Below are 11903 nucleotides of genomic sequence, written 5' to 3'. Positions count from 1 at the left end.
CCTCTACTTCTAAAACATTGTTAGAAATCGATTTGACTGTCCTGATCGATTTGTCCTGTTCTTGTTTTATTTTACTATAAAAAAGGGGTTCTGTATTTTTTAATGTTATCTAATTAGAAAATGCTTTTTTTGTAGGAAATATAATATGATAAGGTGCAAAAAAGAAATAAGGAGTTTGTATATGGCTGAACAAGACTTAGCTATGCAAGTATTACAACAAGTGGTAAAACTACCAGTTGTTAAGGTTGATCGTTCGAAATTTTTAGTGGATAAGTTTTCCAAAGAATTGGGTCCACAGGACATTCCTACCTTATTGGAACAAGGTCCAACGTCTCTCTTATCTCAAGAAATCTTAGATCGAGTGGCTAATGCCTGTATTAGGGATAATGTTTTATTAGCGAGTGGGACTTCTGTTTTGGCAGGATTACCTGGAGGGCTTGCTATGGCAATTACCATTCCAGCTTATGTGGCTCAATTTTATGGTTTTTCTTTAAAATTAGCTCAAGAACTAGGGTATATTTTATGAGATATGTGAGAAGGAAATATAAAAGAGAATGATGAAATACAAATGTAATAGGTACATATATGTGGTATACTAGTTATAGTAGATTTTAATTGCTTATATCGAGTGAATTCTCATATTAGTGAGGAATTTTTAAATGGAATTACAATTTAATTTAGAACTAGTAGAAACCTATAAAAGTAATAGTCAGAAGGCACGTATCTTAATGGAGGATTGGGTTTATCGTCAGTCTTATTGCCCTAATTGTGGGAAAAATCCTTTAAATCATTTTGAAAATAATAGACCTGTAGCAGATTTTTACTGTAATCATTGTAGTGAGGAGTTTGAACTAAAGAGCAAAAAAGGAAATTTTTCATCAACAATCAATGATGGTGCTTATGCAACGATGATGGAGCGTGTGCAGGTAGATAATAATCCTAATTTCTTTTTTAACTTATACAAAAAATTTTGAGGTAAATAATTTTCTTGTCCTTCCGAAGCAATTTGTTACACCGAAATCAATTATTCAAAGGAAGCCACTTGCGCCAACTGCTAGACGAGCAGGTTGGATTGGTTGTAACATTGATTTATCACAAGTACTTTCTAAAGGAAGAATATTTTTTGTGAAAAATGGACAAGTTAGAGATCCAGAAAAAGTTACAAAAGAATTTAAGCAAAGTTTATTTTTAAGGAAGAACTCTCTTTCAGTAAGAGGTTGGACAATAGAAATTCTAAATTGTATAGATAAGATAGAGGGTTCAGAATTTACCCTTGAAGATATGTATCGTTTTGAAAGTGACCTAAAAAATATCTTTGTTAAGAACAATCATATCAAAGAAAAGATTAGGCAACAGCTTCAAATATTAAGAGACAAAGAAATAATAGAATTTAAAGGTAGAGGAAAGTATCGGAAATTATGAAAACTTATGTGTAATGGTTTATACTTTATCAGACCCTGATTGTGTGAGGTGGTTGTCTGAAAATATGGAGTTTGGTGATGAGAAACAACTTTTTTTATTGAATAAAAAATATAGCTGGGAATATGGAGATGAATTACCAGAGTGGTTGGAAAGCCCAAAACTATATAGATTATTGCTAATAAGTGAATGATTGGAAAGCAATTTAAAACTGAAAAAGTATACAGTAGAAATTACAGAAACTTTATCACGTTTAGTAAGTATAGAGGCTGAAAATCCAGATGAAGCCGAACGACTTGTAAGAGAAAAGTATAAGAGTTGTGAAATTGTTCTTGATTCAGATGATTTTCAGAACTATGACACTAGCATATATGATTAGATAGATGTTTTTATTTTGTCACACAAAAAAGAGGCTCGCACCTCTTTTTTAGTTTCAGATAAATTAATCAATTTTTTTAATAAATTTAGCAATTTCTTTTACAATCTCAGTAACCAAAGCATTTCCCATAAAAAACATTCTCATTTTATCAGATACCTCTACAATAGATCCATCTGACAATTTCTTTTTAGCTGTCCAATCATCTGGGAAATCCTGAAGGCGTTCAGCTTCAATGGGTGTAATTAATCTATATTTATTGTTTACAAATAATAAATGTGTGGAACGATTAACTGTTCCTTCGGATGTAAGCATTGTTCGTCCTGGAAGGTTTAAATCATCATAAGGGGACATTCCTCCTTCTGAATAGATGTATTGATGTCCGTCAGAGGATGTTCGTTCAATTTTCTTAGGTCCTCTAAGATATTGAAATTTTTCCAATTTTGACTGATCAGTTAAAAAATATTTTTCAGGTACTTCAGACTCATCTTGAAGAATTTCTCCTAGAGTGATAGGATTGCCATTGTAATTAGGTTCTGTATCAATAGAATAGTATTTTCCATGTCTCATAATTCCTGTATTCCAAACAGTACCAGTAAAAGTATCTGAAACTTCAACTATATCATTTGGTAACTCATAAAACACATGACGATTTTTAACTGCTATAGGTTTAATAGGAAATTGTTTTGCAAATAGACCTTGATTGAAAATATAGTCATCATACCTATTCTCTTCAAAGATTTCTTCATTTTTTTCGTAAAGATTGTCATTTTTTTGGGCAAAGACTGTATCATTTCGATATACGAAAAAGAATACACGACGTCTTCGTTGGCTTCTTCCATACTCAGCAGCATTAATAACTCTCCACTCTACAGAATATCCAAGGTTATTAAAAGCTGTTAGCATGATTGCAAAATCACGTCCTCTCTGTTTTGAGGGCGCTTTTAAAAGCCTATCCACGTTTTCCAGAATTAAGTATTTGGGTTTAATGATTTCAGTTGCTCTAATGATTTCCCAAAATAAAACTCCTTTTTTTCCTTCAATACCTTTTTCATCTTTCTTGCTACGCGCAACAGAGTAATCTTGGCAAGGAAAACCACCGACAATCATATCGGCATCCATTTTGGAAAATTGTTCGTCTGTTACATCAGAGATACTAATATTGATGTTTTCGCTATTGGGGAAGTGATAATCATAGACCTCAAATGCGTCTTGAGATTTACGAGATGGTTCCCATTGGTTTGCCCATTTTGTTTTAAAGAGTTGCTTATCGGCATTTTCTAATCCTATCCGAAAACCGCCAACTCCAGCAAATAGTTCGAGAACTTTCATCTTTTCTCCTTCATTTTTTTACAGTTTAATCCATTATATACTATTTTCAATGATTGATCAAGTATTAATGTTTGCTTTAGTTTAATTTGATATAATATAAAAGATAGGAGAAGAAAATGGATCAAAACTTATTTAACTATAACGATGAAGATATCGATAGTGTTATTGAATATTCTCATAAACTATTAAATAGAAAATTTTCCGATGTTATGGAGGAGTATAATCGTTCGCTTTATAAATCATATGACGATTATAATGATAGAGTAGTCTCTGAGGTACAAGATAAAGCAATTAGTATGAAGTCAAAAGGGCAGTATGGGAATTATATTGAAAAATATTTCTATGGTTATCAGCCAAATAGTGACTCGGAAGCTGACTTTGAAAAAATAGGTGTAGAATTAAAAGTTACTCCTTTTAAGATAAACAAAAATGGGACACTTAGTGCAAAAGAACGACTTGTATTAACAATACTAAACTATATGGAGGAAAATTTAGAGGATTTTTACTCCACTCATTTATGGAAAAAATGTGCAAAGATTTTGTTATTGTTTTACAATGGCTTAATTCCCAATCAAACAATGAAGGACTATGTCATTGAAAAAATATTTTTATATGAATGGTTTGAGGAGGATATGGCAGTCATCCTTGAAGACTATCAGAAGATTACAGACAAAATCAAAAATGGAAAGGCACATGAATTATCAGAATCAGATGGAAACTATTTATCAACTTGTACAAAAGGTGCAGGTAAAGGAAAGGATTTAAGACAGCAACCATTTAGTCATGAATTAGCAAAACAAAGAGCTTGGGAATTAAAATCAAGTTATATGACCTATCTGATTAATCATAAAATCTTTAACCAATCAGATCAAGAAAGTGTTTTGGCTAATTTTAGGGGTGAAAAAAAGTCATTTACTGAGGTTATTGCAGAGAAGATTCTTTCCTACAAAGGTTTCTCTGAACAAAAGTTATATGATAGATTTGAAGTGAATCCCAAGGCAAAAGGTAAGAATAGTACTCTGATTAGAAAAATTTTAGGCTTGACAGGGGATTTGGATAAGACCAAAGAATTTCAAAAAGCAAACATGAATTTGAGAGTTATTCGAGTAGATAAGAATAATTTACCTAAGGAAGACTCTCCATTTAAAACTTATTGTTTTAAAGAATTAGCAGAAACAGATAGTTGGGAATCATCACATGTTTATAATGAAATTTATAATAAACGATTCCTTTTCGTTATTTTTAAGGAAATTGAACCTAAGCTATTTGTATTAGATTCTATCAAATTTTGGGGATTTCAGGATAGACAATTAGAAGAAATCCAAAGAGTGTGGCAGGAAACTAGACAAATTATTTCTGACGGAGTTAAATTAACTCAAAATGGTAATAAAGTTTCAACTAATTTCCCTCAAAGTAAGATAAATAGAATTCTATTTACGAAATTACATGCTACCAATGCTTACTATGAAATTGAAAAAGGAAAATTTGTTGGGAAAGGCTCATTATCTGATACAGATGAACTTCCAGATGGACGTAGGATTACAAAACACTCCTTTTGGATGCCTAAGAAGTTTATAAAAGAAATATTAGATGGGAATTGGGATTGATAGTATTTATAATCAATTTGTGATAAACAAAAAAAGAGGCTCGCACCTCTTTTTCTTATTGCTTTTTATGATTTAATACAGCATTGAGTACAATGGCGAGTAGGCTAGCTATGACGATTCCGTTTGAGAAGAACATTTGGAAGGCTGTCGGCATGCTGACAAAGAGATTACTGTTGTTGAGTCCGACACCTGCAGCGATGGATACAGCTGCGATAAGGAAGTTATGTTCATTGTTAGCAAAGTCAACACGGGCGAGGATTTGCATTCCTTGAATGGATACAAAACCAAACATCACCAGCATGGCACCACCGAGGACAGGGCTCGGAATGATTTGAGCAAGGGCACCAAACTTAGGAAGGAGTCCAAGGAGAACCAGGAAACCAGCTGCGTAGTAGATTGGCAGGCGAGTCTTGATACCTGATAATTTAACCAAACCAACGTTTTGTGAAAATCCTGTGTAAGGGAAGGTGTTAAAGATTCCTCCGAGAAGTACGGCCAAACCTTCTGCGCGGTAACCGTTGCGCAGGCGCGTGCTGTCGATTGGATCTTTCGTGATATCAGACAAGGCTAGGTAAACACCAGTCGACTCAACCATAGACACCGTTGCGATGATACACATCATGACAATAGATGAGATTTCAAAGGTTGGCATCCCAAAGTAGAGTGGAGTTGGGACATGGACAAGTGGTGCTGACGCAACAGGAGAGAAGTCCACCAAACCCATGCTAGCAGCAATGGCGGTTCCAACAACCAGACCAATCAAAATAGAGATAGACTTGATAAATCCTTTGGTAAAGATGTTGATCAAGAGGATAATCAGAACAGTAATAGCTGCAAGCAAGAGACTTTGACCAGTTGGTTCTGGAACGTTATTTCCCATATTTCCAATAGCGACAGGGATCAAGGTTAAACCAATCGTGGTAATAACAGATCCTGTTACGATAGATGGGAAGAGATTGGCTACTTTTGAGAAGATACCTGAAACAAGAACCACGTAAATCCCTGATGCGATAAGGGCACCAAACATAGCGCCACTACCATGGCTTTGCCCAATCATAATCAAGGGAGCTACCGACTGGAAGGCAACCCCAAGAACGACTGGTAGCCCAATCCCAAAGTATTTGTTGAGTTGGAGTTGGAGGAAGGTTGCCACACCACACATGAAGATATCTGTGGAAATCAGGTAGGTCAACTGCTCAGTTGAATAGCCAAGGGCTGTCGCAATCATGATGGGAACCAGGATAGATCCTGAGTACATGGCTAGTAAGTGCTGCAAGCCAAGAACGGCTGCTTGCGAGTGTTTTTCTTGAGTTTGCATTAGAGATCTGCCTCCTTAAATACGACCTGACCATTTTCAAAACGATCCAAACGAGCGAGTGATAGGACAGGGTAGCCTGCTTTTTCAAGCAAATCACGGCCATCTTGGAAGGATTTTTCAATCACAATACCGATAGCTTCGACTGTGGCACCAGCTTGTTCGATGATTTGAATCAAGCCTTTGGCAGCTTGGCCATTAGCAAGGAAATCGTCGATAATCAAGACCTTGTCCTCTGGTGAGAGGAATTTTCCAGCGATAGAAACGGTGCTGGTTACCTGCTTGGTAAAGGAGTAGACTTGAGCAGTTAAGATGCCTTCGTTCATGGTGATGTTCTTAGCTTTTTTGGCGAAAATCATGGGAACGTTTAAGGCTTCAGCTGTAAAAACGGCTGGGGCAATACCCGACGCTTCAATGGTTACGACCTTGGTAATGCCAGTAGCAGCAAATTTTTCCGCAAAAACCTTACCAATCTCTCGCATCAAGCTAAAGTCAACTTGGTGGGTTAAAAAGGAATCTACCTTGAGGATGTTATCACCCAAGATATGCCCATCCTTGAGGATGCGCTCTTCTAATAATTTCATAAGACCTCCTAAAGTTTAAAAGCTAATTTACTTGTTGTTTAAATGTTTCTATAGTGATCCCTTTTGCTAATACTATATATTTGATAAAACTATTACGAGCGAAGCGAGTCTTATCAAATATTTCCCGTTGTAGTGGTATCATAGACAATAATCTTGTTATTGTCTATGACGGGATTTTTGAGACTTTTGGCTCAAAAATTAGGGATGAAATTCCCTGGATTCCTGAAATTATTCACAGGATAATTTCACCTCCCGTCCGCACTAATTAAGGGAAATATTAAAAATATTCAAAAAAGACCTACTTAATCTCTAAGTAAGTCCCCAAAATAGGCATGGCAAAAACACCCCTACCTCACTCTGACTTACTTATTGTTAGGTGTTCCGGCACCTTGTAGAAACGTCGTGCCAATTCACGACATAAACAAGTAAAATGATATTCAATTTTAAATAGGCTTGAGCCAATGTTTTTATTTTACACTAAATAACTTTAGAAATCAAATATTTTGTTAGTGTTTTGGTTTGAAAAACGAACAAAATGAAGACAAATAGACAAATTTTCAATTGTAAGCTAACATTTGTACTCAATGAAAATAAAAGAGCAAAGTAGGAAGCTAGCCGCAGGCTGTACTTGAGTACGGTAAGGCGACGCTGACGTGGTTTGAAGAGATTTTCGAAGAGTATTAGAAGATTTTTTCATCATAAAAGGCATATTATCAAGATTTTTCAAAACTTGACAATATGCCTTTCTCTAACTTTAAAGATTTTTTCCCAATCTTTATTATTCTACTCGCTAAATCTTAAAAAATAGCCATCTGGATCCAAAACTGCAAATTCATGAGGATATATAAAGCTATCTCCTACTCGAAATTCTCTTTTTGTCAGGGGACGATGGATAGGATAGTTTGCCTCCATCACTTTTTGATAGAGTTTTGGAACATCCTTTATGCCAAAGGAGAGATTGACTCCACGACCAAAGGGGTAGGTCAGTTCAGCTAGTTGATCCTTTGTTCCCTCCTCTAACATTAGTTGACACTCTTCAAGAGAAAGAGAAAGTTTTCTTCTGGACGTTAGTATTCAGTCCTAAAACCCAGTAAACCACAGTAGAAGGACCGGGACTGTTCGATATTCGATACAAGAAACTCGGGAATGACCGCATTGTAGTCCATATAGAAAATCCTTACAAGTCAATTTCCAAGACAATCGGTGTATGGTCTTGGCGAGCACCTGAGTCAATCATATCAGATTTAGTGACCTTGTCAGCGATACGGTTACTTGTGAGCCAGTAGTCGATTCTCCAGCCTGTATTGTTGATTTTAGAAGTTTTGCTGCGTTGTGCCCACCAAGTGTAGCGTTCAGGAACATCGCCATGAACATGGCGGAAGGTGTCTGTAAATCCAGTTGCCAAAAGGTTGGTAAATCCAGCACGTTCCTCGTCAGTAAATCCAGGTGAACGGCGGTTGCTAGCAGGATTTGCAAGGTCGATTTCATTGTGGGCTACGTTGTAGTCACCGGTCGCAAGGACTGGTTTTTCTTTGTCTAGTTCAGCCAAATACTCAGCATATTTAACATCCCAGACTTGGCGTTCTTCCAAGCGTTTGAGACCGTCACCAGCGTTTGGAGTGTAAACTTGGGTTACGAAAAATGCATCAAATTCTAGAGTGATGATACGGCCTTCCAAGTCCATGGTAGAAGGGGCACCAATTTCTGGGAAAGTGACAGTGGGTGTGAGTTCTTTCTTATAGAGGAACATGGTTCCAGCATAGCCTTTACGGGCGGGCTCTTGGGAAGAGCGCCACGTGTTTTCGTAGCCTGGGAAGAGTTCTTCTAAAATTTCCAAGTGTTTCTTTGTAGGCCCTTTGGCAGAAAGCTTGGTTTCTTGGATAGCGATGATATCAGCATTTTCAGCGACCAAGGTTTGTAGGACTTCTTGGGACAATTTCGCGCGAGCTGAGTCACTAGTTAGGGCAGCATTGAGAGAATCAATATTCCATGAGATAAGTTTCATAAAGTTACCTTTTTCATTCAGATTATAGATTTTATTATACCAAAAAAAGGTCTATTTCCCCAACGTATGGTTTGAAAATTACTCTTTAGACTTTATCCTGAGAAAATAAAAATTCCCTAAACTATTTAGAAAAAAATCTAAATAGTTCTTGTGTTTAGAATAGAAAGGTGTATAATGGTATTTAGAAAAACATCTAAATAGAAAGTGAAGTGTACAAATATGTCAAATAAGAGAACAATCCTTCTTTTTGTAGTCTTGGCTTATGCCCTTGCTTGGATAATATGGTTGACACTATGGCTAAGTGGTGTTGGTCTAAATTCTCCATGGAGTCAGCTTGCTAGTATTGTAGCCATGTGGATGCCTGCACTTGCAGTCTTTATTTTAGGGAAAATCACGAATCAATCTAGTGGAATCAAATCTAAATTAGTCGTGAATCTCAAGAGGAACTGGCGCTTTTACTTACTAGCTATCTGGTTACCAGCAGTCATCAGTTTTTTAGGAGCGGGACTTTATTTTCTTGTATTCCCTAGTAATTTCAGCCTTGGTTTTGAATCTATTCAAGCCATCTTACAAGAAAAAGGTGTCTCTCAATCAACCATTCCCTTATCTTCCTTGGTCTTGATTCAAATCCTAGCTAGTTTGACCTACGCTCCTTTTCTTAATAGTTTCTTTGCATTAGGGGAGGAAATTGGTTGGCGGGGCTATCTTTACCCAGTGCTAAGAGAACGCTTTTCACTAGTCCAGACTCATGTCTTACTTGCTCTCATTTGGAGTCTATGGCATTTACCAATCAATTTACAAGGATATAATTATGGCCTTACTTATTTTGCTTATCCCGTTTTGGGAGTTGTTGCTATGTTTCTATCTTGTTTTAGCCTAGGAATATTGTTAAGCTGGTTGTTGGAAAAGACAGGTTCTATCTGGACTTCAGCACTATTTCATGGGGCAATCAATGCAACTGCAGGTCTTGGGTTACTCTTCCAATTACCAGGAGAAAAAGTTTCAAGCCTCTTGATTTTAGGCCCATCACCGACTGGAATGCTATCAGTTCTACCTTGCTTATTCCTAGCCCTACTAATATTACAAAGGGAAAGGAGTCATTATGAGTTTTGCAAATAGTTTTAAAGCCTTATCTCATCCAGTTAGGAGAGAGATTTTAAATTTACTCAAAGCAGGCAGATTATCTGCAGGAGAAATTGCCAGTCAATTCGAGTTGACAGGTGCAACTATTTCACACCATCTCACGATTTTGAAAGCAGCGGATTTGATTCATGAAATGAAAGAAAAAAACTTTATTTATTATGAGTTAAATACATCGATTTTAGAGGATATAATGGTTTGGCTAGCAGACCTGAAAGGAGATCATTTTGATGAAGATAAAAATCAATAAGAAATTGGTATTATTTACGAGTATTCTCATCCTACTACCTTCCCTTGTAGGTTGTGTTTTCTGGAATCAATTACCAGAGGAGATACCCACTCATTTTAATCTACTGGGTCAAGCAGATGGCTACAATCATAAAATGTCTGCTATCTTTGGATTACCTACTCTCATGCTTTTGATGCATTGGTTGCTTCTATTTTTAATGATTAAGGACCCTAAATCTAGCAATATCAGTTCAAAAATACAAGTTTTGATTTACTGGATTATTCCTTTTGTATCTTGTCTATTAATGATTTCTATCTTCGGAGAATCTTTGGGTTATTCCATGATGAGTGGGCTACTAGCTCAGATTTTTATGGGAGTCGTGATGATCGTAATTGGAAATTATCTACCAAAAACACACCGAAATTATATAATCGGTATTCGACTTCCGTGGACCTTGGAGAGTGATAAAAACTGGAGAAAAACACATCGATTAGCTGGAAAAATTTGGGTGTTAGGAGGATTGTTATTGTTTCTAAATTCCTTTGTGCAACTATATGTTTACTGGGTATTCTTCTTGACACTTTTCTTTGTAGTGATAATTCCTAGTGTCTATTCTTATCAATTATCAAAATTAGAATCTTGAAACAGGTATTTGAGTCATTAGTTAGAGAAGTTGGTCTGATAAGTCTATTTCCCCAACGTATGGTTTGAAAAATCACCCTCTTTCGTTTATAATGAAGAATGATTTTATGAAAAGGAGTGAAAATAAATGAAATTTTACTCATATGACTATGTGCTTAGCCAAATCAGTCAGCAAAATGGAATCATGATTGGCTTTGGGATTGTGCTCCTAGCTATCACAGGATTTTTTGCTTTTAAGGCTTATCGTGATAAAAAGGGGACTAAGTTTCGGGAATTGGTCATGATTTTGGCCCTGACCTTAGTAGCCATGCTTTTGGTGACAATTTCAAAATACCAGACCAATCAAACCTCTAACAATCAATTTCAAACCTCCCTTCATTTCATAGAGGTTGTTTCCAAAGACTTGGGAGTGGATAAATCAGAAGTTTACGTCAATACTTCAGCTGCCACTGATGGAGCGCTTGTCAAGGTAGGTTCAAATGTCTATCGTGCTATGAACGGGAGCGAATTAGACAAGTATCTTTTAAAGAAATTAGAATTGCATCAAACAGACGTTATTGAATTGGTGAAGGTAAACAAGTGACACTCAACTGTATGGAAATTGTAATCGAACTGGCCTTGGGGCTCTTCTCACTTGTTTTGTTATCAATGTGACAGGAAAGGGGAACTTAGCACCTAACTCTGCGACAGATTAAATTCAGAATTATGTTCTCTGTGCTATCATTGGTGGGGTGATTTACAATAGTTCTATCAGCATTTTGCAGTACGAGGTGATTTTACTGATGTGGACTATTTTGGTTTTGACCCTCAAGTGGCTTCATAATATTCGTTTTGTGAAATGTTTGATTGATGGTAAGCCAACTCTCCTCATCAAACATGAGAAGATTGACCTAGAAGCCTGTCGTTCGGTTGATTTGTTTGGGGTGGATGTAACCCTCAAACTTCGTAGCCAAGGGATTTTCCAGATGAAGCAAGTTGAACGAGCTGTGCAGGAGCAAAATGACCAACTCATCGTGGTCCAAATGGGAGATGAAAATCCTAAGTATCTAATTGTGACTGATGGTGTTATCCAAGTAGAAGTCTTGGAATCGCTTGGCTGTAGCGAAGAGTGGTTGATTGATAATCTCGGCAAACAAGGGCATGACAATGTAGCCAATATCTTTATCGCTGAGTATGACAAAGGTGACGTTACAGTTGTAACCTATGAATAAGAAAAACCTGGGGTCGGAGTCTCAGGTTTCCATTTGGAACTAG

10 protein-coding genes, 5 pseudogenes and 1 riboswitch are annotated in these 11903 nt (G+C 36.5%); of the genes and pseudogenes, 9 read left to right on the top strand and 6 right to left on the bottom strand.

Annotation, left to right across the window (positions count from 1 at the left end; genetic code table 11):
- Nucleotides 1-181: 181 nt before the first annotated feature.
- The 3 pseudogenes from HT703_RS03295 to HT703_RS11625 form a co-directional block, all read left to right on the top strand.
- Nucleotides 182-520 (top strand): annotated as a pseudogene (locus HT703_RS03295) (valyl-tRNA synthetase); the annotation flags it as partial.
- Between the two features lie 139 nt (nt 521-659).
- Nucleotides 660-1422, top strand: a pseudogene (locus tag HT703_RS03290) (DpnI domain-containing protein).
- Nucleotides 1418-1798, top strand: a pseudogene (locus HT703_RS11625) (DpnD/PcfM family protein); the annotation flags it as partial. The pseudogenes HT703_RS03290 and HT703_RS11625, both read left to right, overlap by 5 nt.
- A gap of 63 nt (nt 1799-1861) precedes the next feature.
- Here HT703_RS11625 and dcm read toward each other — a convergent pair.
- Entirely contained in the window at nt 1862-3127 is a 1266-nt protein-coding gene (dcm, locus tag HT703_RS03275; RefSeq protein ID WP_023935642.1) for a DNA (cytosine-5-)-methyltransferase, read from the bottom strand.
- Nucleotides 3128-3243: 116 nt separating this feature from the next.
- Between dcm and HT703_RS03270 the strand changes: the two genes are divergently transcribed.
- Nucleotides 3244-4734, top strand: a complete 1491-nt coding sequence (locus HT703_RS03270; protein ID WP_023935643.1) for a Sau3AI family type II restriction endonuclease — start codon at nt 3244-3246, stop codon at nt 4732-4734.
- A 55-nt stretch (nt 4735-4789) separates the two neighbouring features.
- Here HT703_RS03270 and HT703_RS03265 read toward each other — a convergent pair whose 3' ends face one another.
- From HT703_RS03265 to HT703_RS03245, 5 genes and pseudogenes are all read right to left on the bottom strand, one after another.
- On the bottom strand, nt 4790-6052 hold the full coding sequence (locus HT703_RS03265) for a nucleobase:cation symporter-2 family protein (protein WP_172929922.1): 1263 nt from the start codon (nt 6050-6052) through the stop codon (nt 4790-4792).
- Nucleotides 6052-6633 (bottom strand): xanthine phosphoribosyltransferase, encoded by a 582-nt coding sequence (locus HT703_RS03260; protein ID WP_172929921.1) that lies wholly within the window; start codon nt 6631-6633, stop codon nt 6052-6054. Before HT703_RS03260 ends, HT703_RS03265 begins: the two co-directional genes overlap by 1 nt.
- A 349-nt stretch (nt 6634-6982) precedes the next feature.
- Nucleotides 6983-7078: riboswitch (purine riboswitch) on the bottom strand.
- A 338-nt stretch (nt 7079-7416) separates the two neighbouring features.
- On the bottom strand, nt 7417-7656 hold the full coding sequence (locus HT703_RS03255; RefSeq protein ID WP_050222918.1) for a glyoxalase: 240 nt from the start codon (nt 7654-7656) through the stop codon (nt 7417-7419).
- Nucleotides 7657-7703: 47 nt separating this feature from the next.
- Nucleotides 7704-7799: pseudogene (locus tag HT703_RS03250) on the bottom strand (glyoxalase); the annotation flags it as partial.
- A gap of 11 nt (nt 7800-7810) precedes the next feature.
- The gene (locus HT703_RS03245) at nt 7811-8638 is read right to left on the bottom strand and encodes an exodeoxyribonuclease III (protein WP_172929920.1); all 828 of its coding nucleotides are present in this window, start codon (nt 8636-8638) and stop codon (nt 7811-7813) included.
- A 219-nt stretch (nt 8639-8857) separates the two neighbouring features.
- Between HT703_RS03245 and HT703_RS03240 the strand changes: the two genes are divergently transcribed.
- From HT703_RS03240 to HT703_RS03220, 5 genes and pseudogenes are all read left to right on the top strand, one after another.
- Nucleotides 8858-9757, top strand: coding sequence for a type II CAAX endopeptidase family protein (locus HT703_RS03240; protein ID WP_172929919.1), 900 nt, complete (start codon nt 8858-8860; stop codon nt 9755-9757).
- Complete coding sequence (locus HT703_RS03235; RefSeq protein WP_172929918.1) at nt 9741-10028, top strand: autorepressor SdpR family transcription factor; 288 nt, start codon at nt 9741-9743, stop codon at nt 10026-10028. Before HT703_RS03240 ends, HT703_RS03235 begins: the two co-directional genes overlap by 17 nt.
- Nucleotides 10009-10650 carry an SdpI family protein gene (locus tag HT703_RS03230; RefSeq protein ID WP_172929917.1) on the top strand — a complete coding sequence of 214 codons (642 nt, stop codon included), beginning with the start codon at nt 10009-10011 and terminating at the stop codon, nt 10648-10650. Before HT703_RS03235 ends, HT703_RS03230 begins: the two co-directional genes overlap by 20 nt.
- 126 nt (nt 10651-10776) lie before the next feature.
- Nucleotides 10777-11232 carry a DUF3290 family protein gene (locus HT703_RS03225; protein ID WP_172929916.1) on the top strand — a complete coding sequence of 152 codons (456 nt, stop codon included), beginning with the start codon at nt 10777-10779 and terminating at the stop codon, nt 11230-11232.
- Nucleotides 11229-11860: pseudogene (locus HT703_RS03220) on the top strand (DUF421 domain-containing protein). Before HT703_RS03225 ends, HT703_RS03220 begins: the two are co-directional and overlap by 4 nt.
- Nucleotides 11861-11903: the final 43 nt, after the last annotated feature.

This window comes from Streptococcus sp. 3874, assembly GCF_013276425.1.
Classification (GTDB): Bacteria; Bacillota; Bacilli; order Lactobacillales; family Streptococcaceae; genus Streptococcus; species Streptococcus pseudopneumoniae.
The sequence above is the reverse complement of the archived record's forward strand: the minus strand, read 5'-3'. Positions and strand labels throughout refer to the sequence as shown.